The organism is Advenella sp. S44 (assembly GCF_002810445.1).
Lineage (GTDB): Bacteria > Pseudomonadota > Gammaproteobacteria > Burkholderiales > Burkholderiaceae_B > Advenella.
The window spans coordinates 70784-95479 of record NZ_NEXS01000005.1 but is presented as its reverse complement, the minus strand read 5'-3'; the positions used below and the strand labels follow the sequence as shown (position 1 = coordinate 95479).

The window sequence follows — 24696 nt, the reverse complement described above, 5'->3', positions numbered from 1 at the left end:
GGTGTAACGTATCCGGTGCGCGCCAAGTTCATTAAGATATCAATGGTGATAGCCCTGTTCGCCATGCGTGCTGATATCCAGGCCCTGGCGCTCTTGATCTTTGTCCACACGCAGGCCGCCGGTAACCAGACTTGCAATTTTTAAGGCAATGAAGCTGACCGCTGCGCTCCAGATGATGGCCAGCACAATGCCTTCGATCTGGTTCAATAATTGTCCGGGAATCATGCCTGCCGAATCCAGGCCAGGGCCGCCCATCGCCTTGGCGTTAAACAAGCCGGTCAGAATACCACCGACAATGCCGCCGATACCATGCACACCAAATACGTCCATTGAGTCATCCGCTTTTAGCAGTCGTTTCAGGCCATTGACTCCCCAGACACAAAACAGGCTGGTGACTGCGCCAATAATCAGGGCTCCTGTCGGGTCCACCAGACCCGCCGCAGGCGTGACGCCCACCAGGCCGGCCACGGCACCAGAGGCGCCGCCCAGCAGGGAAGGGCGGCCCTTGAATTTCCATTCAGCAAGGACCCACACCACGACGGCGCCAGCGGTTGCCAGAAGGGTATTAAATACTGCGAGTGCTGCCTGATTGTTGGCGCCCAGTGATGATCCGCCGTTGAATCCAAACCAACCCACCCAAAGCATGGCAGCGCCGATCATGGTCATGGGCAGATTATGAGGCTGCATCGCTTCCTTGCCGTAGCCGATGCGCGGCCCGACAACATAGGCCGCAACCAGCGCAGCCACGCCCGCATTGATATGAACCACCGTTCCGCCGGCAAAATCCAGTGCGTCTTCAAAGAGCAGTCCTTTGTCGGACCAGATCATATGCGCTATGGGTATGTAGGAAAACGTAAACCAGATCGCCATGAAGACAAGAACAGCCGAAAATTTGATGCGCTCTGCAAATCCACCGACAATCAGCGCGCAGGTAATGCCGGCAAAGGTCGCCTGAAAGGCGACGAACGTCAATTCGGGAATGGTGCCAGCCAACGCATAGGAATCGGTCGGCAAGTCAATCACGCCGGACAGAAAGACTCTGGACAGATCGCCAAAGAACGCGTTTCCGCCTGAAAAGGTAAGGGAATAACCGTAGGCAAACCAGAGGATCGTGATCAGGGCGAAGGTAATCAGGACCTGGCTCATCAGCGAGAGAATGTTCTTGCTGCGGACAAGGCCGCCATAGAACATGGCCAGACCCGGCACCACCATAAACAACACGAGAATCGTGGACATACTTACCCAGACTAAATCGGCGCTTTGCATTTTTCATTTCCTTTCAATACGGGGGGTGAGGAGCGATGCGCTTACAGCGCCGCATTGTCGGTTTCGCCAGTGCGAATCCGGATAACGTGTTCAAGGTCGGTGACGAAAATTTTTCCGTCTCCGATTTTGCCGGTCGTGCCGCACTGGCAAATGGTTTCGAGAGCCTGCTCCAACTGTTCGTCTGCTACGGCGGTTTCCAGTTTGAGCTTGGGTAAAAAATCCACGACGTATTCAGCGCCGCGGTACAGTTCGGTATGGCCCTTCTGTCGACCAAATCCCTTGACCTCCGTAATGGTCAGGCCTTGAATTCCGATTTCGGCCAGGCCCGCACGAACCTCATCCAGTTTGAATGGTTTGATAATGGCAGTGATCAGCTTCACAACGTTCTCCCAGAAATGGCATTTGTCTTTAAGGACTGATTGTCCATTACCTGCTAATAGCAATAGTTGTGCCAGGTTTGCGCTATAGATATGCCTGGGTATGCGATCGATTGGTGCGTCTGGTGAAGCACACAATTGATGCATAATGGAACGCATTGGCCGTGAACGCTCATGATTGGTGCGCGGTGCCCGACGAGGTGTCAGTGCACTGCGCCAGCAGCAGGAATGCGCATAAAGTCACCCGTCGGCGTAGGCTTTCCGTAATGTGCAGCAATGCCTTCAGGACAATTGAGACGATATTGAGCTTATCCACGGTAGAAAATTACAGTAGAATTTAGACACAAATTTTGTTGTTCATTGAAGAGGTGAAACCTTGAAACACGTATCCAAATTCAGTCTTGTCGCCATGTTGTCTGCCGCTGCCTTTATTGCGGGTTGCGATAATAGTTCCGACACTGCGCAAACGCCGGAAGCGCCAGCTGCGCCTGCACCGGCGTCTGATTCTGCGGCTGAACAAGCGAAACAGGCGGCAGATAAAGCGGCTGAAGAAGCAAAAACAGCAGCCCAGCAAGCGTCTGAAGCGGCCTCCGAGGCTGCCAATAATGCCGCTGATGCCACACAGAGCGCGGCCGATAAGGCCGGTGATGCTGCCAGCAATGCGTTGGAGTCTGCCAAAGAGGCGGCAAATAACGCACTTGAGTCGGCCAAACAGGCCGGTTCAGAGGCCGCCGACGCCGCCAAGGATTATGCCGATGCGGCTATGGAATCGGCCAAAGAGGCAGCCGAGTCGGCTAAAGAGGCAGCGGAATCGGCTAAAGAGACAGCAACGCAGGCAGCCACTGATACTGTGAACGCGGTCAAAGAGAAAACCGCTGAAGTGACGGAATCTGCAGCCGATACATCGGCCTCGGGGACCTCTACGACTGCGCCTGCCGCACCCGCCGACACTCCTCCTGCTGAAACTGATACAGCGTCAGCACCGCAATAAGCAAGTATTCAGCAACCCGCCACCAGGCGGGTTGCTGCTAATGGCACCCAGTATTATTGTGTCTTCAAACGTTGTGCGGCTGCGCTGTGCAGTAAGTTCTCAACAGCAACTGTGTACAATATAAAAAAACACGACGTGGCGCTGGTGCCCGTATGCCTACAGGAACCCCAATCATGAAATCCAATCAGTTGTTTGAAGATTTTCAGAAGAATATTCAGGAATTGATCAAGAACAGTCCCGCCGCAGATATCGAAAAGAATGTGAAGGCATTCATGGCTCAGGGATTTTCCCGCCTTGATCTGGTCACGCGCGAAGAATTTGATGTGCAAGTGGCCCTGTCCGCCAAATTGCGGGAACGACTTTTCGAACTGGAATCACGGGTACGCGCGCTGGAAGAAAAAGCCGGCGTAGCGACTACGCCTACAGCAAGCCCGCATACCGGCCCGGTTGTAGACTGATTCTTCGAGACAAGGGGCAGCAGGTTGGCAACAGCCTGTATATACGCCACTAAGGATATCGTCGGTACTTGTCACGACGGATCAATTCTTCTCTACTTACAGCGCAGGCGTTCGCTATCTGTCAGAATGCACTGATCAGTTCAGGAGAATCAGATGACCTTGGCGGTACTGGCCAGCAGGGCGCTTTGCGGAATGCGAGCGCCCGAAGTGTTTGTTGAAGTGCATCTCGCTCAGGGGTTGCCGGCTTTCACCATTGTCGGATTGCCGGACACGGGGGTTCGGGAAAGTCGTGAGCGGGTGCGCTCGGCTATCCTCAGTAGCGGCTATTCATTCCCGGCAGGGCGCCTGACGGCAAATCTTGCGCCGGCCGACATCCCGAAAGAGTCTGGCAGGTTCGATCTGCCCATTGCGATCGGCGTTCTGCTGGCTTCCGGGCAATTGGTCTTGTCCGACAAAATGTTGCGCAATGAACTTCCCGGGATTGTGTTCGCAGGCGAGTTGTCGCTCACCGGCGCGCTTGTTCCGGTTGCCGCGCCATTAGTGATTGCGCTCGCCGCAGCCCGATCTGGAACCCGTCCCGTGCTTATTCTGCCATTTGAGAATGCGAAGCTGGCCGCCGCCATTCCCGGGCTGACTGTTATTGGCGCCAGAACGCTGCAAGAGGTCGTCGGCCATCTTGATGAAACCGCACCGCTCACACCAATCTCGGGCCCGGCTGCAACCTGCCCGGGTGAGCATGAGGAGGCATTAGCGCTCTGTATGTCCGATGTCCGCGGTCAACCGGTGGCGTGTCGGGCGCTGGAAGTGGCTGCCAGCGGTGGCCATGGGCTCTTGATGTGCGGGCCACCGGGCGTAGGAAAAAGCATGCTGGCACAACGGCTGCCGGGGATACTGCCGCCATTGGATGAGAATGCTGCGATTGAAGTGGCGGCCATCCGCAGTCTGCAGGCCCGCACGGTCACATTTTCGCGAGCAGTGCCGATGCGGGCACCGCATCACACAACCTCTGTTGCCGCATTGATCGGTGGTGGCGCCAATCCGCGACCGGGGCAAATCAGCCTGGCTCACCGCGGCGTCCTGTTTCTTGACGAATTGCCCGAATTCCAGCGGCATGTGCTGGAAGCATTGCGCGAGCCCATGGAAGAGGGAGAAATCCATATTGCTCGCGCCAATCGCTCGGTCAGTTTCCCCTGTCGTTTCCAGTTGGTCGCGGCAATGAACCCATGCCCTTGCGGCTATCTCGGCAGCCAGCAGCGGCCATGTCGGTGTACGCCAGACCAGGTCGAACGCTACCGCAACCGCCTATCCGGGCCGTTTCTGGATCGGATCGACATGATGTTGCTGTTATCGCCCCCTATGAAGAACTGGTACCAGCTACCGCCGTCTGAGCCCTCACCGGTTGTGCAGCAACGGGTGGTGCGTTGCCGTGACCTGCAACTGGCGCGCCAGGGCCGGTTGAATGCATTGCTCACGCCAGATATGATGGAGCGGATCTGTTGCACAGATTCCGAAGCAAAGAGACTCCTGGAAAGGGCTGGGGGTTATTGGCGGTGGTCCGCCAGGGCGGTCCACCGCGTCCTGCGTGTGGCGCGCACCGTTGCAGATATGGCCGGCGTCACGCAGATACGCGCTGCCGATCTGAACGAAGCCATGTCGTTTCGACAGCAACTGACCCATTAAGCCGTTGCCGGAGCACGCATAAATATGGAAAGTGTCGATAAAGTGGCAGTGAAAAAGCCAGGAAAAGATAGGCCACGGGCAAGGCACTAGGCAGATTGCGGCTTGTAAAGGCGTGGAGAGGCTTGTAGAGACGAGTAGAAGCTGGCGAGGGTTCGGCGGGCAAGCAGGGACAAGCAACGAGCAAGCAGCGAGCAGAAGGAAAGCAGGGCCCATTCCGTCGCCTGTGGGCCACATTTATCCCCCAACAAGCGCATTCAGTGCACTGTTGCATGGTTAAATGCTGGCGGTTGGAGAAAAATCATCGTATAATCAATGGTTTCCCGCATACCGTAGGCGCCGGGGGTAACTGCTTTTTGGGTATCTGACAAAAATAACAGTTTGCCACGGAGTTCGAGCGGATTGTTGGCGGAGAAAACGGATACGGGTTAGCAAAGTCTTAATAAACGGTTTATTGGGCACCTTTTATCCACATTTGCAGGTATCAGTTATGCCAAAAATGAAAACCAAGAAAAGTGCTTCCAAGCGCTTTATCGTACGCGGTAGTGGTTCTATCAAGCGTGGTCATGCTTTCAAACGTCACATTCTGACAAAGAAAACCACGAAAAACAAACGTCAACTGCGCGGCACAACAGCCGTTCATGATTCCAATGTGGCTGCCGTAAAAGCCATGATGCCTTTTGCTTGATAGGAGTTAAACTATGCCTCGCGTAAAACGCGGTGTTACCGCACGTGCTCGTCACAAAAAAGTTATTGCTGCTGCCAAGGGTTATCGTGGCCGCCGTGGTAACGTCTTCCGTATTGCCAAACAGGCAGTCATGCGCGCTGGTCAGTATGCGTATCGTGACCGCCGCAATAAAAAACGTACATTCCGTGCGCTATGGATTACCCGTATCAATGCGGCAGTCCGTGAGAACGGTATTACCTACAGTGTATTTATCGCCGGGCTGAAAAAGGCCGCCATTGAACTGGACCGCAAGGTTCTGGCCGATATGGCTGTCAACGACAAAGCAGGTTTTGCTGCTGTTGTCAAACAGGCCAAATCTGCCCTGGGCGCCTGATCCACTGACGATTTAAATTTGTGCTGTAAACAAACGGGGCTCGTTTCGGGTCCCGTTTTGTTATTTCAAGAATGGTAATTTCATGACGCAATCGCTGGACGATCTGATTCTTCAGGCCAAAGACAAATTCGAACATGCAGCCGATTCGGCCTCGCTGGAGAACGAAAAGGCAAAGTTTCTTGGAAAAAACGGGGTCATCACTGGCTTCATGAAGGGCCTGGCACAACTGCCGCCTGACCAAAAAAAAGCCGAAGGCGCCCGGATTAACAGGGTCAAGCAGCAAATCGAGTCACTGCTTAACGCGCGCCGCGAGCAATTTGCGCGTGATGAACTGAACCAGCGTCTGGCCGCAGAAACCATTGATGTCACCTTGCCTGGTCGAGGTCGCGCCATGGGTGGCGTCCATCCCGTGATCCAGTCATGGCAACGAATTGAAGAGATTTTCCATAGTATCGGCTTCCAGGTGGCCGACGGTCCCGAGATCGAGAACGACTGGACCAACTTTACCGCGCTGAACAACCCCGAGAATCACCCCGCGCGTTCCATGCAAGACACGTTTTATGTGGACATGCAAGACGCCGGCGGCCTGCCATTTTTATTGCGCACCCACACCAGCCCCATGCAAGTGCGCTATGCTCGCATGAACAAGCCGCCTATCAAGGTGATCGCGCCCGGCCGTACCTATCGCGTGGATAGTGACGCAACGCATTCGCCTATGTTCCATCAGGTTGAAGGTCTGTGGATTGCAGAAGACATCTCTTTTGCCGATCTCAAAGGGGTGTATACGAATTTTCTGAAGGCATTTTTTGAAACCGACGATTTGAGCGTGCGTTTCCGCCCTTCCTTTTTCCCGTTCACCGAACCTTCCGCCGAAATCGATATGATGTTTACGGCCGGCCCCAATCAGGGACGCTGGCTGGAAATCTCCGGTTCAGGCCAGGTGCATCCGTCGGTAATACGTAATTTCGGACTGGATCCTGAAAAATACATCGGCTTCGCCTTCGGATCAGGCATTGAGCGTCTGACTATGTTGCGCTATGGCGTGAACGACCTGCGGCAGTTCTACGAAGGAGACTTGCGTTTCCTGCGTCAGTTCAACCGCTGATTTTCCCGCTTTTACACCCTATTTAAACCTAGAAAAAGACATCATGTTATTTCCTGAATCCTGGTTAAGATCTTTTGTTAACCCACCGATTTCCAGCGACGAGCTTGCCCATAAGCTGACCATGGCGGGCCTGGAAATTGAAGGGACCGCGCCTGTCGCGCCGCCGTTTTCCGGAATTGTGGTAGCCCATATCGACGATATTCGCCCCCACCCGAATGCGGACAAGCTGCGTATTTGTACCGTGGACGACGGGTCTGGCGAGCCACTGCAAATCGTGTGTGGGGCGCCTAATGCGGCAAAAAGCATGAAAGTGCCGCTGGCGCGTATTGGCGCCGTTTTACCGGGCGATTTTAAAATCAGCAAGGCGCGCATGCGCGGTGAAGATTCTTTCGGGATGCTATGTTCGGCGCGTGAGCTGGGCTTGTCAGAAGATCACGGCGGCTTGCTAGCGTTGAATGCGAACGCCAAAGTTGGCCAGGATATTCGCACGGCACTTGATCTGAACGATACCATTTTCGAAATCAAGCTGACGCCAAATCGTGCAGACTGCCTGTCTATTCTGGGTGTGGCGCGTGAAGTGCGCGCGCTGACCGGCGCGCCATTGACTGAGCCGGTATGCGAGCCCGTTGCGGTAACCCACCAGGATACATTGCCCGTCACGATCGAGGCCCCCGATCTTTGCGGTCGCTTTGGTGGTCGGATCATTCGCGGCGTGAACGCCAAGGCAGTCACGCCCGACTGGATGAAAAGCCGGCTGGAGCGCGCAGGCCAGCGCTCGGTATCGGCACTGGTGGATATTTCCAATTACGTGATGCTGGAGCTAGGCCGGCCCACCCATGTATTTGATTTGGCCAAGATCGCCGGCGGCCTTACTGTACGCTGGGCCAAAGAGGGTGAGAGCCTGGCGCTGTTGAACGATCAGACCGTGCAACTTGCCCCCGATGTGGGCGTGATTGCTGCCGGTGATAAAATCGAAAGCCTGGCCGGCATTATGGGTGGCGCGGCCACGGCGGTATCGCTGGAGACAACCGACATCTACCTGGAAGCCGCATTCTGGTTTCCTGATGCCATTGCCGGACGCGCACGTCGTTATAAATTCAGTTCCGAAGCCAGCCATCGCTTTGAACGCGGTGTTGATTTTCAGAACGTTGTTGAACACATCGAATATATTTCCAGCCTGATTCTTGAAATCTGCGGCGGCCAGGCCGGCCCGGTCAGCGATCAATCTATCGCGCTGCCGGCGCGCGCCGCTGTGGCCATGCGCCTTGAACGCTGCCGCAAGGTGCTGGGTATTCCCGTCACAGACGCACAGGTACGCGACGTCTTTACCAAACTCAATTTCACGTTTACAGAAAAAGAAGGCGTATTTTCCATTGTCCCACCATCGTTCCGTTTCGATCTGGAAATTGAAGAGGATCTGATCGAAGAAGTGGCGCGCATTTATGGCTTTGAGAACATTCCCGGCAATCCGCCTGTCGCGCCCGCCGTTATGCTGCCAACCAATGAGGCGCGTCGCTCTCAGCACGAGCTGCGTCATTTGATGGCTGCGCTGGACTACCAGGAAGTCGTCAATTTCAGTTTTGTTCAGAAAGAATGGGAAGCTAATTATATGGGCAATGCCGACCCCATCGGCCTGCTCAATCCTATCGCCAGTCAGTTGCAAGTGATGCGTTCCGGGCTGATCGGTGGGCTGATCGCCAATATTCAATATAACCAAAAGCGCCAGCAGAGCCGGGTTCGGGTATTTGAACTGGGACGCGTTTTTATTCGCGACAATGCGGTAAAAGACGACGATTTGACGGTAGCCGGCGTGCGGCAGCCGCTGCACCTGGCTGGCGCCGCCTGGGGGCCTGCAGAGCCGGAACAGTGGGGTGTGCCGTTGCGCCAAACGGATTTTTTCGACGTCAAAAACGACATCGAGCGCCTGTGTAGTCAACAGGTTCGCAACCTGCGTTTTGAACCGATGATCCATCCGGCCTTACATCCTGGTCGCAGCGCCAGCATCCTGCTCAATGAGCAGCATATCGGATTTTTGGGTGAACTGCATCCGCAGTGGGTGCAGGACAATGAGCTGGTTCACGCGCCTGTGGTATTTGAGCTGAACGTAGCTGCGCTGCAGCAAATGCGGTTCGCGCAATATACCGAAGTTGCACGGCAACCTGCTGTCTTCCGCGATCTGGCCGTGTGGGCACCGGCGGCGCTGAAAGTACAGGACTTGCTTGACACGGTGAACAATAGTCAGCAAGATAGGCAATTCCTTGATATTATTAAGGATATTGCACTATTTGATGTCTGGAAGGATCCGAAATCCGAGCAGCAGGAGCGCAGTCTGGCCCTGCGATTTACGCTACAGGATCCGACGGCAACCTTGGAAGACACGCGTGTAGAGCAGTGCATGAATGCAGTTCTTGAACTGCTTGTTCAAAAGCACGGCGTTCGTAAAAGATAGAAGAGGAAGGGAAAGAGCATGTTGGAAGAAAACAATACCTTAACCAAGGCGGAATTGGCTGAATTGCTGTTTGAGCGCGTCGGATTGAACAAACGCGAGGCCAAGGACATTGTAGATACGTTTTTCGAGGAAATCCGCGAGTCGCTGGCCAAGGGCGATTCAGTGAAACTGTCTGGTTTTGGCAACTTTCAGGTGCGCGACAAGCCTGCCCGTCCCGGTCGTAACCCAAAGACCGGTGAGGTCATCCCAATCTCTGCCCGGCGCGTTGTAACCTTTCACGCAAGCCAGAAACTCAAGGGGATCGTAGAGCAGGGTGATGAGTATAATCCTGATCTTACGCTCGTCGATTAAAGTGGTTCCTTAAAAGCCGGTTTAGGTTTACAATCTGCGCATGAATCAGACTGAAATACCTTCCATCACTGCGTTGCCTCCGATTCCGGCAAAGCGATATTTCACCATCGGTGAGGTATCTGAACTGTGCTGCGTCAAGCCGCATGTTCTGCGTTACTGGGAACAGGAGTTTACGCAACTGAATCCAGTCAAGCGCCGGGGTAACCGGCGCTATTATCAGCATCACGAAGTGCTGCTCATTCGCAAAATCCGCGATCTGCTGTACGAGCAGGGGTTTACCATCAGTGGCGCGCGCAATCGCCTGAGCGATGGCCGTGATGCCCAGCATGACCAGGATGCAGCCGTTCGGCTGTCTGCGCAGGACCTGCAGTTCATCCGTTCAGAATTAAACAGTGTCATGAAAATTTTTGACCAAATGGTGGCTCCCTGACTTCCTGCCGCTGGGACGTAACGGTCGGTTAACTGACCGATTCATGCTGCAGTAGCGTGGCTCGACGTGCACATGCGCGGTTGTTCGGCAAGCCGTACGCGCACAACTGTTCAAAGAGCATCGTTGGCCGTGACCTGCCGCAAATAGCCACACACAAAAAAACCGTGATTCACATTGTGTGATTCACGGTTTTTCTTTGGACGTCGCCATGCCGAGTGTGGCGGATTTCCGGGTTACCGTTGAGCGGATAACAGGATATCGGCAGTCACCTTATTGATATCAGTCTGCCCGCAAAATCCCATCGTAATATCCAGTTCGTTGCGGATAATCTGCAGGATCCGGGTGACACCTTCTTCTCCGTAAGCACCCAGGCCATACAGGAAAGCCCGGCCGATCATCGTACCCGTGGCACCCAGTGCGATCGCGCGCAGCACGTCCTGGCCGGATCGTATGCCGCTGTCGAGCCACACTTCGGGGCCATCACTACCGATAGCCTGCACAATAGAAGGCAACATGGAGATAGCCGACGGAGCGCCGTCGAGCTGTCGCCCGCCATGGTTGGATACCACAATGGCGTCCGCACCGGTTTCCTTAGCAAGGCGCGCATCTTCCGGATCCAGAATTCCCTTCAGAACCAGTTTGCCGCCCCAGCGCTTCTTGATCCATTCAATATCGTTCCAGTTCAGGCTGGGGTCGAACTGCTGAGCCGTCCAGGACGACAGGGACGACAAATCTTCCACCCCCTTGGCGTGGCCCACAATGTTGCCGAAAGTGCGCCGCTGCGTTCTGGACATTCTCCAGACCCATTCAGGCTTGAGCGCCAGGTTGAGCAGGTTAGGAATGGTGGGTTTGGGCGGTGCCGACAAGCCGTTCTTGATATCTTTGTGACGCTGGCCAAGCACCTGCAAATCCAGTGTGACGACCAGCGCCGAGCAATTTGCTGCCTTGGCCCGATCGATCAGGCGCTCGTTAAAGTCGCGGTCACGCATGACGTACTGCTGGAACCAGAAAGGGGCAGAGGTATGGGCGGCAATGTCTTCGATAGAGCAAATGCTCATGGTAGACAGGCAGAACGGCACGCCGAACTTTTCAGCAGCACGAGCAGCAAGAATTTCCCCATCAGGGTGCTGCATGCCGGTGGATCCGGTCGGTGCCAGCGAAACCGGCATGACAACATCCTGGCCCAGCATTTTGGTGCGCAAGTTGCGGTTTTCAATATTGACAGCCACGCGCTGGCGAAACTTGATCTTCTGAAAATCGTCCTGATTGGCCCGGTAGGTCGACTCGGTCCATGCACCAGAATCGGCGTAATCGTAAAACATTCTGGGCACTTTACGCCGCGCAATACGCTGCAAGTCGTCCAGGCAGGTGATTTTATTGAGATCAGCCATTATTTCATTTCCATGAAAACAAACAATAGCGTCAATTATACGGACAAGGCGAAAAAAACCCCAGTCTCTTGCCTCCAGAATTAAAAATGAAAACCGGCGCGTTTATTCGGTTGGCCAGCGCAGAACCGATGCCTCGGTCTTGCCTGCGGTCAGGGTAAACGCATGTTTGCGAACTTCACCCTTGTAGGTGGCAGTCAATTCGTATTTACCATCGGGCAATTTCACATTCAAGTACGGCCCGGTGTTTGCGGCTTCAAACACTTTTTTGCTGTCCTTGTCAGTAATCTGCACGGCAACATCAGACAAAAAAGCCTGATCCTTGATCGCAGAAAACGTCATATGCAGGTTGTAATCCTTTTGCGCGCTTTTCATTTCGTTCTGCTCGGCATTGCCGATCCCGCCTGTGATGTACTGCACCGACTCGTACGTTTGCGGTTGCACTTGGGCAAATACGGCATTGGCGCAGCCCATCGTCAGGCCTAAAGCCAGCGCGGATGTCCCCAGAAATGTTTGGATATGGCGAATGGAAAACTGATTGTTCATATGATGCTCCTTGAAATGCGATCCTCGCCTGACGCGTTGTAGGGGCGCCTTGCAATTCGAATCGCCTTTAGTGTACGCAGATAAAAAGTCATCCTGCCAATTTGCCTTGGTCTGAAACATCTATTGGTTTATCAAGTCTACTAAAACACATAGATTCTAGGCAAGATACCAAATGTACATAGGCGAGGTTTACCCAAGCATCAAGTTCGAAAGCGAGATGCAAGGGGTAGGCGACCCACACTCAGAGGCTTGTGGATTGGTCTTGATGAGGGAGAGAGATGCCAAACTGACAGACGAAACACTGGGACCTGCCGCAACAAGTCGTCGCGTAGCTTTCTAAATGGGGACGATCGCGACACACATTTTATGTCGAAGTCAGTTTCCGTCGAGGGCGACCGGCGATAGAGAACTCCAGGGTAGGGCCCCAAAAAAATAAGGGCTTACATGAAATTCCATGTAAGCCCTTCTTCTTATTGAATTCGTTGTGGTCGGAACGGAAGGATTCGAACCTTCGACCCCTTGCACCCCATGCAAGTGCGCTACCAGGCTGCGCTACGCCCCGACGATATTGCCGCTTAGCAGTATATGGGAATGCGGACAAGGCTAACCATGTGGGGATAAGGCAGGTTAGGGTACGTTCCCAGCTAAGTCGTGCATCATATCATTGTGATGTTTTTTTTTCAATCGGCGACGGCGCGAATCATAAAAATTCAGCTCCGCGACTGACGGGTCGAAGCAACAAATCGATATTGACAAGGACTTTTGGTCAAGCTGACGCATCTGTCCTGTCCAATAGGCCGGTTGGTAATCGCGTCGTTCGGGCAATGAGCCCGTCACCCAAGATCCGGTCACGCCAAGGGTCCGACCCATTGTTGAAAATCGGCTTTACAGGGAAGCGCCGTCGTATTTCTGTATCTGCAGGGCGTCCAGATCTGCCTGCTCCACGCTGCGCAAATTGACTGCATAGGTTTTTGATCCATCGGGCTGCAGGCCGCTGGAAAAGGATTGCACGCCGCAATTGCTACAGAACTGGTGGTCAATCTTATGTTTATTGAACTGATAGGTCTTTAGCTGCTCGTTGCCACTGTTTAGCACAAAACGGTCTGCGGGAACGAATGCGAGTAAAGAACCGTTGCGTCTGCAAATAGAACAGTTGCAACTGACCGCCTGAGTGGGCAACTCTGCATCTACTGTAAAAGTCACGGCGCCGCAATGGCAGCTTCCTTGATATGACATGCCTTACTCTCTTATTTATTGATAGTAGAACGCGGATCCGACAGGCCGTTAGCTTGCGCAAGCTCACTCTGCCAGAAGCTGGCGGTCTCAGGAGTCGATGCGGCGCTGTAGTTGTCGGTACGATTGTTCAGCTGCTCTTTGCCGGGCTGGTGTTGCGGGAGCCAGGTAATACGAAGAGAAACTGGAATAGTACCGTTTTAACACGGCGCGGGTTCGGTTGTCAGCATTGGCATACGCCTGCTTATAGTCGCGTTCCCAATTGCGATTGATGACCCGATAGCATCGCGTTCCTTTCTCGTAGGACTCGTGTGTCATGGCTTCGCATCGACTTACCACCGCCGGCGGATACTTGTCGGCGAATGACGCTACTGTTGTTGTTATGGTCTGATCCGATTCAAGTTCCTGTGCCGTGAACTCGGCGTAGGGATCGGTTTGAGTAAAAGAGCAGGCGGCCAGAAAAATTAAGGTTGTAATAACGGCGGTTTTTTTTATGATTGAAGTCATGTTCAAGTTTTCCTTAAAGGAACAAGCACTTGCATACAAGGGAACCTGCGCAAAAGTATATACAACTTCCGAAATGATACAAAGAGAAATATCATGAATGAAATGAAAACAGCGGCAATGGCTGTTGTAGTGTTGGCCACGAGCGAGCTGCTTTCAATCGGTTTGCGGTGGGCAGGCGTGACTGTCGTGTCACGAAGGCGTGAAGGGCAGGCGAGGCGACAGGGTGAGGGTACGGCACCGGGCCAGCTGCCGCGTACCGAAGCGCCTAATTGCAAAGGCAGCCGGTGCCAGCCGGCGACCCGGGTCCGGTTAGGCGATCAACACGTATCGGTTTTTATTCAAGGCAGCATATCTTGCACGCCAAGTCGCACGACTACGTGCACCCTATTTCACGATGGCTTCTATTTGCACCAGTATTTTGACTTCGTCTGGAATGCCCATATCGATACCCCAGTCCATGCCCCATTCGCTGCGCTTGATCGTAGTCTCAAAGTCGCCGCCGCAGACATTCTCTTTCATGACCGGCTGAAAATAGCAGTTGTAATTGGTATTTTTCAGTGTCACTGGATGGGTCTGGCCCAGCAGCGTAAGATCACCACCGACAGAGGCTAGTTTGTCGTCTTTATAGTCAAACGACTTTCCGGTGAAGGTAATGTCAGAGAATTTTTCAACGTTGAAAAAATCGGATGACTTCAAATGATCATCGAAGTCCTTTGTGCCCGAATTGACGGATTCCGTTTTTATTTTAATATCGGCAGTACCTTCATTCTTCTTGGCATCGGCAGCAATGGTGCCCTGGACGTCATCAAACCGGATTCGCAGTGTCGATGTTTTAAAGTGCATCACTTCAACGGTGACAAACGTATGGGTTGGCTCCACTTCATAGTTTGCCGTTTCGCCATGAGCGAGGCCGGATACGCCGCAGAGCAGGGCGGCTGAGATAGCGGTGTTGCGTAATACAGAAATCATTGAAAACTCCCGGAAATAAAGTGTGGGCAGGCCATTGCTCGCCCCCTGGTGGGTAGAACACGCTAATAATTTATCACGAATTTATTCAGTATTATGTAAGGTCTTGATGCACGCCTGCTTTCGTTGGCTTCATCATTGTTCTATTTGTCAGCGTCATCTCCATTCTCTATTCGGTTTATCGGCCTCATCACTATCGTCCAGCTGAGCCACTCCGCGGCGGCAGGGCAATGGCTGGGCGCCGGTCCTTCTCGGCGGGTTTCATTGAAGCGGTCGCAATGATGGGGTTCTGTTAACACAATCTGGCGTGTTTCGACGACAGATTCGCTCATGTTCGTCGCGCCGTCTAAAGACTGTCTCGCTTGCGTTTTATGGCACAATGCTTTGTTTGCCAGGCTTGCAATGGCTGCTCTTGCTGCTTCGCATTTTTGGGCGTGCTGTGGCGCTTTGGGCAGAACGCCTGGCCTTTTTGCCACCAAGCGCAATTTATCTAGCACCAGCAATAAGCCGGCCAGGCAGCCAACCTACGGGGAACGACATGATGCATACCGAACAGAACGAGAGCCGCGCTCAGGAAACAAGCGTGCTCTTGCCTGACGGAACGTCAACAATCAAGTGGCAATCCGAGGCTGGCTTCGGTGTGCCAGCTCGTCTGGAATATGCCGACGATACCTGGCCGGCGGACCAGGCGCTGAAAAAAATGCGTAACGGTGTCGGTCTGGTCTGGCGCGGCGATTTTCAAAACGGTCGGCAATTGCTGCGGGCCCTGGGACGACGTCTGGACAAGAAAAATAAACGGTCAGGCGATCACAGCACCTTATTATCGATGGCGGAGCGTTTTCATCGCTACCGAATGCAGCAGGCGCAGCGCGCAAGGCTGTTAGGGCTTTTGCTTGTCCAGGTTGAATCGGATAACGCGATTGCATTACGCCGGGCTCCCGCTTGGAAAGAGGCTTTGCTTCAGGTGTATGGCCCTTCGCATCCTCCCATGCTTGTGTCATACAGAGAGTTGCTGGGTGTTGTCGGTGCTTACGAATGGCGTCGCAAAGGTGTTCCGGTGGCCGGCTGTGATTTTCTGATCCATCCGCATTACGGCGTATTTTCACCTTCGCGCGCCGAGTATCTCTCTCTGTTCAGACAGGCACCCTTGCCGGCTGACTGTGGATGCGCATTCGATATCGGCACCGGCACTGGCGTGTTGTCCATTTTGCTAGCCAAGCGGGGGGTGGCCAGAATCATCGCCACCGACTCTTCACCCCGGGCAGTAACCTGCGCGCAGGAAAATGTGGAACGACTTGGGCTAGGTAAGCAGATCGAGGTGCAGGCTCGTGAATTTTTCCCTGATGGCAGGGCGGATCTGATCGTGTGCAACCCGCCGTGGTTGCCTGGCAAGGTGACTTCGTCACTGGATGCGGCGGTCTATGATCCGAATGAACAAATGCTGACGGGTTTTGTGCAGCAGGCCAGACAGCATCTGCAAGCCGACGGCCAAATATGGCTGATTATGTCAGACCTGGCTGAGCTGCTGCAGTTGCGTGCGCTGCATGCGCTGCAGCAGTTGTTTGCTGACAACGGCCTGCGCGTGCTGGCCGTTTATCAGACCAAGCCGGCGCATGCACGTGCTGAGGATGCTTCAGACCCATTACACGAGGCGCGCACGAAAGAGACGACATCATTGTGGTGTCTGGTGCCTATTGACACTGAAAGTTGATGAAGTAGGTATCCTCTGGCGTGCCTGTGCCAGTCGGATTGTGTTGTGAAATATTCACAGGTTTTTGATAGCCGCAGGTTTTCTGGGCCGTCTGCATGCACATTTCCCAGTTCGGTGGCGTTTTCGCGTCGGGTGAACATTTGACGCCATAATTGCCGCGGTCTGTCACGTCAAGCCCACTGGATGCACAACCGGCCAGCACGACAGGAACAAGAAGCAATAACAGTTTTTTCATTCACGAACTCCTCTTGGGGCTGTATTGACTAGTGGCTGTATTGTATCGGATTATTAATCACGCACTTTTATTTTAATTAAATTCAGTTATAGTAGAAGACAGAATATCCTGTAACGTATTGACTCGAACGTATGTATTAATTCCATTGTGGGAAGTGATATGTTTGATTTTTATGCATTCCGTTACATTCAAGTGTGATTCTGTTGTTATCATGAGAGTCATATAAGTTTTGTTTATGTCTTTTAAAGGGGTACTTCTATGAAAAAATTTCTCGTTCCCGCTATGATCGTTCTTGCAACTGCAGCAACAGCAAGCGTACACGCTGCCACGCCTTCGGACAACCTGTCCCGGCATGCGCTCGGCGAGGCAAAGGATACCCGTTCGGCCTGGGCCAAATCACAAGATATGTACGTTGAGCCAACGTTACGTGTGACGGAAACAACAGTCCCGGTCACACCAGAGCAGGCTCAGCAGCAAAATTTACCCGTTCAGGCGGCTCCTGCAGGTACCGTCCCTGCCACGGGCTCCAGCACGACAACAACGATTGGCCCCGATGGTCAACCTGTTTCCGAGCAAGCAATGCCAGGACAGCCTATGCCTGACTCGGCCCAGCCTGCAGCAGCCCCGGGTGAACCGGTACCCATGCAGCAGGGCAATGATGGCACACCGGTACAGGATCTGTCTCGTCCGCAGCCTTAATGGATTTGGGCTTTGGCGCCATAGCGGCGCCTGGTCCAGTGTGTGAGCCCAAATACGTCAATAGCATGCGTTAACAACGCCGCTGCTATTGACGCGTAAATAATGGTGTTGCTTTGGTGTTGGGTAATTAACGCGTAAATCACACCGTTGCGATTAAACAGCACACGTTCACAGCATCGTTGCTCTTGACGGCAATGCGGGCTCTCCAGCCATTTGAAAGATAAAACCGATAACGTTTCGTACGTTATCGGTTTTTTTGCTATCCGAATTGTGCCGGCGGGTTGCCGGCGCTAAGTGTGGCGTGTGAGCCTGTTCTATCCTACACTCGTCCAATCTCTGATGCGTACGTTGAGCGCCGTTGGCGTGACATTCAAGCCCAGGCGTACCGATCTATGAGGAACTTACTACTGGATAAAAACAACGAGTCGGCAACCCAGCGTCGTTATCGTTGATTATGCTATGGGCATTTGCGTAGTCCTAATGCAAAACGCGAATGAGGCCTTTGAACCGGTAAACGAGGCAGCGTGCTTGGCCCGTTATGCCGATCTGTTTGACAGTATAGAACGTACACCGCTTACTCAGGAGCAGCGGCTGGCCTGCATCTCGAATGCACCCGCCACGCTTGTGCTGGCCGGCGCCGGAACTGGCAAAACCAGCACGCTGACAGGACGTGCTGCGTTTCTCATGGCGCACGGCCTGGCCAGGCCCGCTGACATTCTCTGTCTGGCCTTTGCCCGCGAGGCCGCGCTGGAAATACAGGACCGCATGCACAGTAGGCTTAGTGCGCATTGGCCCATGGACGATTTTGCTGCAAGCACATTCCATAGTCTGGGCTTGCACATCGTGCGCGAGGTGGAAAAGCAATCGCCCGCACTGGCAGATCTTTGCGGTAATCGACAGAAACTAAACGCATTTGTCGACAAGCAGATCCAGCAACTGGCAAACATGTCTGACGAGTACGCTGGTTTGTTGTTTGAGTATTTTTCGGTGATTGATCCGGGCGTAGCATTGTCCTGCGAGTTCGCCACGCGCGCCGATTATCAGGCTCATCTGGATAGTTGCCTGATGCTGACGATACAAGGAGAGGTAGTCCGGTATCCCGTCGAGTGCCTGGTGGCAAACGCGCTTTGCATCATGGGCGTGGCATACGACTATCGAAAACATTATCCCTATTCGGAATTCCTTGGGCGGCGTCGCCCATATCAGTGCATATTTCATTTGTCGGATATAGACGTCTACGTCGATGTGTTCGATTGCACTGAAAGGGACGCCGATCAATGCGCGATGGCAGCGCTGGCCCGTCGTCTGGTCGCTATTCACCGTCGTCATGGCACCCGTCATATCATTCTGTGGGAAGACCCGCAGTATTTGTCCGATATCAGCTACCTGATTGATCGGCTGCGCCAAGAACTCACAGCGTATGGCGTCAACGATAAGGTCTGCATCGACATGGCGTGTTTACCGCATACGCGCCATAACACTTTTGTGCCGGAGAGCGGGACAGGCAGCGTTCGTGATTGCTTGCGCTCACTGGTGGGCACTGTTCGGTGGCGTGGCCTGGTAGAGCAGATTGCGGCGGTTTTGCCGCTGTATCGTCAGTTTTGCGCGCAGGCGGCGTCTGCGCCAAAAGAGACTGATGAAATGCGAATTGCTGAGCACCGTCGCATCGTGAATATAACGGCTTTGGTGCAGCCGCTGGTGAAGGCTTACGGACAACGTTTGCGAGAAAGGGGTCAAATTGATTTTGACGATATGATTGCCCGCGCAACGCAGTATGTGTCAAGTGAACGCTTTATCGTTCCCTGGCGCGACGTACTGATCGATGAGTTCCAGGATATCTCGTCCTCGCGGTTCGCTCTCATTGCCGCCATGTTGCGCCAGCGCCCGCAGTTGCGCCTGTTTTGCGTGGGTGACGACTGGCAGGCTATTTATCGCTTTGCAGGTAGCCAGATTCGATACAGCACGCATTTTCGCGAGTGTGTGCATTCTGCCGCCCGAATCGTGCCGCTCAGCCGCACGTTTCGCTTCAATCAGATATTGTGCGATGTCAGCAGTCGGTTTCTGATGAAAAACCCGTTTCAGAACCGCAAGCAGTTGCACGCTGCCAGCAGTGGTGGGGGACCGGTAATCACGCTTGTCGCGCAGCAGGACGGACTGGCGGTTGTTTTATCTCAATTGCAACTTGCGGCGACCGAGTCTACGCTCGCACGCAATCTGCCGGGCAGGCCCGCGTCATCAGTGGCCTCGTCATCGGTACTCATTTTGGCCCGATTCAAACATCTGTTGCCCGATAGCCGGAAACTGCAAGTCTATGCCGCTTGCTACCCCCATTTGCGCATTAGCGCCACTACTGTGCATGCATCCAAGGGACTGGAGGCCGATTATGTATGTATTCTGAATATGGAGGAGGGGACCTACGGATTTCCATCCCGCAGGCCTGCTGACAAGGTGCTTGAACATTTTTTACCCAAACAGGAATGTTTTGATCATGCGGACGAGCGGCGACTTTTTTATGTCGCTCTGACGCGAGCCCGAAAGCATGTGTGGCTGCTGGTTCCGCGAGAGCAAGAAAAAATGTCGGTGTTTGTCAAGGAGCTTATGCGCGATACAACAGCCGTTCTGAACGCCCTTGACTGGCGCAAGGCAAGACAGGCACGCAAGACAATGGTAATGATGCCACAAGCCGCCTACGTTTCAAAAATGGCACGTAAAATAATGTCTGGCAAGGGTGCGGCAACGGGTGTGGCAAGGTCGTCCCTATGTGCCAGCCGCTTAACTAACGGGCCGAAACGCTCGCTCTCCGTCATAGTTGATAAAATCAAGCGCGATATGATAAGCCTGCTCGTCAGCGCAGAAAAATAGCACTGTATCTTCGGAATCCATATTGGCCAGAATTGATTCCATTTCATCCTCTACCGGTTCGTCCTCAAGTCCGAGGCTGGATACATGAATCTGGCCTTCCTGCTGGAAACGTTTTTCAGGCAAAATATCCGGGATGCGGTCAAAGTCAACGTCTGCGACAAGAAGATAGATGTCCAGCATCAAATCGTTGATCTGGGTCAGTAGCTGAACGCCTTGCGGGATCGCCCGGACAAGGCTTGTGTGTATACCAGGTTCGCCCATTATGATTTACTCTGACAGTAAAGAGGTTGGAGGTGGGGCATCAGCCGGCACGGCAGGCGCCCCTTTATAGTGGCCTTGATGCACACCGCAACCGGCCAGGGAGATAAGAATGGCAGACAATACAACAAATTTTTGCATAATAAAGGGGTACCTGGATTGAGAGTAGTGCGAATCGCTACAATGCAATTGTAATACGAACTGACCGCCTTAATCCATGACAAGAAAAATTGTCCATATTGATATGGACGCATTTTATGCGTCGGTCGAACTGCGTGAAAATCCGCAGCTCCGGGGTCTGCCCGTGGTAGTTGCATGGGAGAGCATTCGTTCAGTCATTGTCGCGGCTTCTTACGAGGCGCGCAAGTATGGGCTGAGATCGGCAATGTCGGTGCGGCGTGCGCGTCAATTGTGTCCGCATGCCATCTATATTGCACCCAACTTTACACTTTACCGCGATGTGTCGCGCCAGGTGCGCGCAATCTTTATGCAATACACAGACCGGATAGAGCCGCTGTCGCTCGACGAAGCCTACCTGGATGTGACGGTCAATCACAAGGGCATCGCATCGGCCACCGAAGTGGCGCGTCGCATCCAGCAGGAAATTTTTCAGCAAACGTCACTGACCGCATCGGCCGGTGTAGCGCCCAATAAATTCCTGGCCAAAATTGCGTCTGACTGGAATAAGCCTAATGGTATTTGCGTTATTCCACCGTCAAAGGTGCTGGCGTTTTTACAGGATCTGCCGCTGGAAAAAATTCCCGGTGTCGGTCGCGTAACGCTGGCAAAATTTCACCGGCTAAATATGAAAACCATTGCTGACTTGCGTCAGCGCAGCCAATGGGAACTGACTTATCATTTCGGACGCCATGGCCATCGTCTGTACGAGCTGGCGCGTGGCATTGATATGCGAGAAGTGGACGGCAATCAGCCATCACAGCAAGTGTCCACGGAAACCACTTTTGACCGGGATCTGCCTTATATACAACTGCAGGAACCGTTGGATGCCATCGCTACAAAATTGTGGGAGCAAGTTTTGCGCAAGCGCAAGTTCGGTCGAACCGTCACCCTCAAGCTCAAGACTGCTTCGTTCAGGATTGTGACCCGGTCACAGACCTATTCCAGTCCGATGTATTCCGTCGACGACATACGACAGGCTGCGGCCATGCTGCTTGAGCGGGTAGAAGCCGACAAGCGTCATACGCTATATCGATTGGTTGGCCTGGGTGTCAGCACCTTTGCCGAAGTCGATGAAGTCGATGCCCAGATGTCGCTGCTGTAGAGAAGGGCAGCACGGGAAACGCTGGCTTTATAGGCAAGATTTATCGATAGACAATGGCTGTATTGCGCTTGCCCGGTACGATAGCTTCATCGTCCTTAAAAGAATTGAGGAGTATCGCGCATAAAAAAGCCATTTTCTGACAGCGGTTAAGCATGACGAAAATGGCGTTGACCGGGTAATTGACGAATGCGAAATGCGGCCTTTAGCAACAGGTCATTTGCGCTGCAGGTCTGACAGGCAACAGCGCATTTTCTGGGGAAAATCCTCAGGATTTCAGACGATCCTTAAGCCGCTTGGATAATTCTCCCATATCGGTGCGACCGCCCAATTTTTCCTTGAGAATGGCCATGGCCTTGCCCATGACGGCCGGCCCCGTAACACCATCCGAGGTTACTTGAGTTAGCGCTGCATCGACCGCTTCGTCCACTTCCTGTTCAGATGCTTGCTCAGGTAAAAACTCCTTGAGCACGGCCAGTTCCGCTTTCTCGGCCTCTGCGGTTTCAGTGCGACCGGCGTTCTCAAAAGCGGTAATCGATTCTTTGCGCTGCTTGACTTGTTTTTCCACAATTGCCAGCACCTGATCATCGTTCAGTTCGACGCGATCATCTATTTCCTTCTGTTTGATGGCGGCCTGCAGAAAACGCAGCGTACCCAGCCTTGCTGTTTGCTTGGCCCGCATAGCCTCCTTGACTGCATTCGATATTGCGATTTTGAGGGAAGAAGACATGAATTTATTCCGGGAGTGGTAAGATTAGTTCCATATTATGGCACAACTTTTTCGGAGATATATATGACGGAAATAAAGACTTCCCAGATTCTTCTCCCGGAAGGTGACGCGCATGGCCAGCTGTTTTATATTCTGCATGAAGAAAGTGAGCAGTTAACGAATATGCCATTTCTGTTGAGCACTATTCGTGCCGAATTTCCCGACGCTGTTATTCGTATCGCGATGGTTGCGCTGGAGGCAGACACGGCATGGCTAAACGTGGGGGATACTGAGCCGGATGAACAAACGTCGGCGCAACTTGCACCCCGCCTGGGGGCCAGCATCAAATCGCTGGAGCATGATATTCAGGACGGGCAACGCACCCATGGTGTATTGAGCGAGGCGACGGCGGTAATCGGAGTCGGTACCGCCGGCTCCCTGGTCTTAGGTCTGACGCTGCTGGAGATTCCTGTCGCTGGCAGGCTCATTACGTTTGGGGCGAAGTTTCCAGCCTATCCGCTGCAATTGTCCCTGGACACAACCATACACCTGTTGCATGCCGATCGTGATACGTCGGTTCCCTCCGCCAGGGCTCGCGAGGCACACGGCCGGATGGCGCTCCTGCAGGCGGACGCAACCATTGACATCGCAATGAATTCGGCCGAATCGTTCAGCGAGGCGCTGATTGCAAAAATGTTCGAACGGCTCAAGACCTGCGTGCCATTACGATATTGGCGTTATGCCGGCGAGCAGGAAGAAAACAATGAACTCGGCAAGGCGCCGCCATCGTCGCTGCATTAGTCGATGTTGATCAGCTCAACTTTGAGTCGATGAACGCAAGGTGGTTCATCTGAGGTCAATCCGGCTCAGATTCCCTTATGTGATAACAGGTAATGTGAGATTAGTTGATTTGAGACCAGGTTATGTCGGCCTGTGACCACAGGTCAGGTGCTGAGCGGCCAGTTGACGTGAGCCTAGATCAAGTCAGATGAAGTGGGGCCAAGCCAGAAGAGGTCGAGCAAAATAAGCCCGCGAATCAGGCGGCAGCGAATCGGCCGCCTGTTGTCTGGCACTCTTACAGCAGAGTGGGGTAGTCCTGCTGAACCATATGTCGGACGCGCACCGCATCCGCAAAGCGGGTCAGGCCACCATCGGCATTCAGAAGAACCACGGCAACCGGGCGATGATCCATTTCAGTCATCATTACCAGGCAGTCGCCCGCTTCACGGATATAGCCTGTCTTGGAGATCTGGATACTCCAGTTGTTATTGCGAATCAGGCGATTGGTGTTGCGATAGCGCTGTTCTCGGCCATTGCTCGTGACAATTTCATATTTGTCGCTGGTGGTATACTCGCGGATAAGCGGCTGCTGCTGTACGGTCTGCATGAGACGCACTAAATCCCGCGGAGAGGCGACATTTTGCGGAGACAATCCTGTAGGTTCCACAAAACGGGTCCGGGTCATGCCCAACTGACGCGCCTTGGCGTTCATTTCGCGTACAAAGGCGTTCATTCCGCCCGGATAGGTTCGGCCCAGTGCATGCGCCGCGCGATTTTCCGAAGACATCAGTGCCAGATGCAGTAATTCATTGCGTGTGAGCACGGTACCGACAGACAGGCGCGATGAGGATTTTTTTACCCGGTCAATATCATCGGCCGTGATCATGATTTGCTCATTCATGTTCAGGTTGGCCGTGGTAATGATCAGCGCCGTCATCAGCTTGCTGATAGAGGCGATAGGCCGGATAACATCGGCATTTTTGGAGTACAGTATGCGGTTATCGGTAAGATCCACCACATATGCCACCTGGGAGCGTACAATACCGCCATTGTCGGCCTGGCCCACAACGGTGCTTGCCAGGGGAAGCGTGTCATAGGTTTGACCGCCACCGTCCTCCTGAGCGAAACTGGAGACCGGAACAATAGAACCAGTAGCCAGCACGACGGCCAGACACGCAGTCAGGGTTTTTCTGAGAAATTTTTGCATAGGATCGTCACGAACAAATTAGATCAGGGTCACGCAATTATAAATAGAATTTCAAAAAAAATATAATTATTAATGGGTTAGGGGCGATATCTAAATTTGTTCTTAAGTGTAGAAGCCTTGAGTGCCGCACCGTTTTGCGGGCGAATTAACC

25 protein-coding genes and 1 tRNA gene are annotated in these 24696 nt (G+C 53.4%); 14 read left to right on the top strand and 12 right to left on the bottom strand.

Annotated features, from left to right (window positions below):
* Nucleotides 1–39: 39 nt before the first annotated feature.
* Entirely contained in the window at nt 40–1266 is a 1227-nt protein-coding gene (locus tag CAP48_RS12055; protein WP_100697030.1) for an ammonium transporter, read from the bottom strand.
* A 41-nt stretch (nt 1267–1307) separates the two neighbouring features.
* Nucleotides 1308–1646, bottom strand: a complete 339-nt coding sequence (gene glnK, locus CAP48_RS12050) for a P-II family nitrogen regulator (RefSeq protein WP_100697028.1) — start codon at nt 1644–1646, stop codon at nt 1308–1310.
* A gap of 373 nt (nt 1647–2019) precedes the next feature.
* Between glnK and CAP48_RS12045 the strand changes: the two genes are divergently transcribed.
* The 9 genes from CAP48_RS12045 (at nt 2020) to CAP48_RS12005 (ending at nt 10165) form a co-directional block, all read left to right on the top strand.
* Nucleotides 2020–2634, top strand: a complete 615-nt coding sequence (locus tag CAP48_RS12045; RefSeq protein WP_153045691.1) for a hypothetical protein — start codon at nt 2020–2022, stop codon at nt 2632–2634.
* Between the two features lie 173 nt (nt 2635–2807).
* A complete protein-coding gene (locus tag CAP48_RS12040; RefSeq protein ID WP_100697024.1) occupies nt 2808–3092 on the top strand; it encodes an accessory factor UbiK family protein in 285 nt (94 codons plus the stop codon).
* A 153-nt stretch (nt 3093–3245) separates the two neighbouring features.
* Entirely contained in the window at nt 3246–4772 is a 1527-nt protein-coding gene (locus CAP48_RS12035; RefSeq protein WP_100697022.1) for a YifB family Mg chelatase-like AAA ATPase, read from the top strand.
* A gap of 487 nt (nt 4773–5259) precedes the next feature.
* The gene (gene rpmI / locus CAP48_RS12030) at nt 5260–5457 is read left to right on the top strand and encodes a 50S ribosomal protein L35 (protein WP_100697020.1); all 198 of its coding nucleotides are present in this window, start codon (nt 5260–5262) and stop codon (nt 5455–5457) included.
* A gap of 13 nt (nt 5458–5470) precedes the next feature.
* Nucleotides 5471–5830 (top strand): 50S ribosomal protein L20, encoded by a 360-nt coding sequence (gene rplT, locus CAP48_RS12025; protein WP_100697018.1) that lies wholly within the window; start codon nt 5471–5473, stop codon nt 5828–5830.
* Between the two features lie 82 nt (nt 5831–5912).
* Complete coding sequence (gene pheS / locus CAP48_RS12020; RefSeq protein WP_100697016.1) at nt 5913–6935, top strand: phenylalanine--tRNA ligase subunit alpha; 1023 nt, start codon at nt 5913–5915, stop codon at nt 6933–6935.
* A 43-nt stretch (nt 6936–6978) separates the two neighbouring features.
* The gene (gene pheT, locus CAP48_RS12015; protein ID WP_100697014.1) at nt 6979–9384 is read left to right on the top strand and encodes a phenylalanine--tRNA ligase subunit beta; all 2406 of its coding nucleotides are present in this window, start codon (nt 6979–6981) and stop codon (nt 9382–9384) included.
* Nucleotides 9385–9402: 18 nt separating this feature from the next.
* The gene (locus CAP48_RS12010; protein WP_024005975.1) at nt 9403–9735 is read left to right on the top strand and encodes an integration host factor subunit alpha; all 333 of its coding nucleotides are present in this window, start codon (nt 9403–9405) and stop codon (nt 9733–9735) included.
* A 40-nt stretch (nt 9736–9775) separates the two neighbouring features.
* Nucleotides 9776–10165 (top strand): MerR family transcriptional regulator, encoded by a 390-nt coding sequence (locus CAP48_RS12005; protein ID WP_100697013.1) that lies wholly within the window; start codon nt 9776–9778, stop codon nt 10163–10165.
* 233 nt (nt 10166–10398) lie between these two features.
* Here CAP48_RS12005 and CAP48_RS12000 read toward each other — a convergent pair whose 3' ends face one another.
* From CAP48_RS12000 to CAP48_RS11975, 6 genes are all read right to left on the bottom strand, one after another.
* Nucleotides 10399–11556 carry an alpha-hydroxy acid oxidase gene (locus CAP48_RS12000; protein ID WP_100697011.1) on the bottom strand — a complete coding sequence of 386 codons (1158 nt, stop codon included), beginning with the start codon at nt 11554–11556 and terminating at the stop codon, nt 10399–10401.
* A 102-nt stretch (nt 11557–11658) separates the two neighbouring features.
* Nucleotides 11659–12099 (bottom strand): hypothetical protein, encoded by a 441-nt coding sequence (locus CAP48_RS11995; RefSeq protein ID WP_100697009.1) that lies wholly within the window; start codon nt 12097–12099, stop codon nt 11659–11661.
* A gap of 485 nt (nt 12100–12584) precedes the next feature.
* Nucleotides 12585–12661: transfer RNA gene (locus CAP48_RS11990), tRNA-Pro, on the bottom strand.
* 323 nt (nt 12662–12984) lie between these two features.
* On the bottom strand, nt 12985–13335 hold the full coding sequence (locus CAP48_RS11985) for a GFA family protein (protein WP_100697007.1): 351 nt from the start codon (nt 13333–13335) through the stop codon (nt 12985–12987).
* 87 nt (nt 13336–13422) lie between these two features.
* The gene (locus CAP48_RS11980; protein ID WP_100697005.1) at nt 13423–13839 is read right to left on the bottom strand and encodes a hypothetical protein; all 417 of its coding nucleotides are present in this window, start codon (nt 13837–13839) and stop codon (nt 13423–13425) included.
* Between the two features lie 384 nt (nt 13840–14223).
* Nucleotides 14224–14808 carry a YceI family protein gene (locus CAP48_RS11975; RefSeq protein ID WP_100697003.1) on the bottom strand — a complete coding sequence of 195 codons (585 nt, stop codon included), beginning with the start codon at nt 14806–14808 and terminating at the stop codon, nt 14224–14226.
* A gap of 535 nt (nt 14809–15343) precedes the next feature.
* Here CAP48_RS11975 and CAP48_RS11970 point away from each other — a divergent pair.
* The gene (locus CAP48_RS11970) at nt 15344–16516 is read left to right on the top strand and encodes a class I SAM-dependent methyltransferase (protein WP_242444472.1); all 1173 of its coding nucleotides are present in this window, start codon (nt 15344–15346) and stop codon (nt 16514–16516) included.
* Here the strand turns inward: CAP48_RS11970 and CAP48_RS11965 are convergent.
* Complete coding sequence (locus CAP48_RS11965) at nt 16497–16751, bottom strand: hypothetical protein (protein WP_100697001.1); 255 nt, start codon at nt 16749–16751, stop codon at nt 16497–16499. The genes CAP48_RS11970 and CAP48_RS11965 overlap by 20 nt on opposite strands.
* 258 nt (nt 16752–17009) lie before the next feature.
* On the opposite strand from CAP48_RS11965, the gene CAP48_RS20305 reads away from it, so the two are divergent.
* Together CAP48_RS20305 and CAP48_RS11955 are read left to right on the top strand one after the other, a co-directional pair.
* Complete coding sequence (locus CAP48_RS20305) at nt 17010–17450, top strand: hypothetical protein (protein ID WP_192871329.1); 441 nt, start codon at nt 17010–17012, stop codon at nt 17448–17450.
* 480 nt (nt 17451–17930) lie between these two features.
* Nucleotides 17931–20312 (top strand): UvrD-helicase domain-containing protein, encoded by a 2382-nt coding sequence (locus CAP48_RS11955; protein ID WP_161495244.1) that lies wholly within the window; start codon nt 17931–17933, stop codon nt 20310–20312.
* On the opposite strand, the gene CAP48_RS20065 is transcribed toward CAP48_RS11955, so the two are convergent.
* The gene (locus CAP48_RS20065) at nt 20223–20573 is read right to left on the bottom strand and encodes a hypothetical protein (protein WP_153045690.1); all 351 of its coding nucleotides are present in this window, start codon (nt 20571–20573) and stop codon (nt 20223–20225) included. The genes CAP48_RS11955 and CAP48_RS20065 overlap by 90 nt on opposite strands.
* A gap of 214 nt (nt 20574–20787) precedes the next feature.
* Here CAP48_RS20065 and dinB point away from each other — a divergent pair, with 214 nt between their 5' ends.
* Nucleotides 20788–21852, top strand: a complete 1065-nt coding sequence (gene dinB / locus CAP48_RS11950; RefSeq protein ID WP_100696997.1) for a DNA polymerase IV — start codon at nt 20788–20790, stop codon at nt 21850–21852.
* Between the two features lie 265 nt (nt 21853–22117).
* Here dinB and CAP48_RS11945 read toward each other — a convergent pair whose 3' ends face one another.
* Nucleotides 22118–22579 (bottom strand): GatB/YqeY domain-containing protein, encoded by a 462-nt coding sequence (locus CAP48_RS11945; RefSeq protein WP_100696995.1) that lies wholly within the window; start codon nt 22577–22579, stop codon nt 22118–22120.
* 63 nt (nt 22580–22642) lie between these two features.
* On the opposite strand from CAP48_RS11945, the gene CAP48_RS11940 reads away from it, so the two are divergent.
* Entirely contained in the window at nt 22643–23359 is a 717-nt protein-coding gene (locus CAP48_RS11940; RefSeq protein ID WP_100696993.1) for a hypothetical protein, read from the top strand.
* Between the two features lie 274 nt (nt 23360–23633).
* Here the strand turns inward: CAP48_RS11940 and pbpG are convergent, their stop codons facing one another.
* The gene (gene pbpG, locus CAP48_RS11935; RefSeq protein WP_100696991.1) at nt 23634–24545 is read right to left on the bottom strand and encodes a D-alanyl-D-alanine endopeptidase; all 912 of its coding nucleotides are present in this window, start codon (nt 24543–24545) and stop codon (nt 23634–23636) included.
* Nucleotides 24546–24696 lie beyond the last annotated feature (151 nt).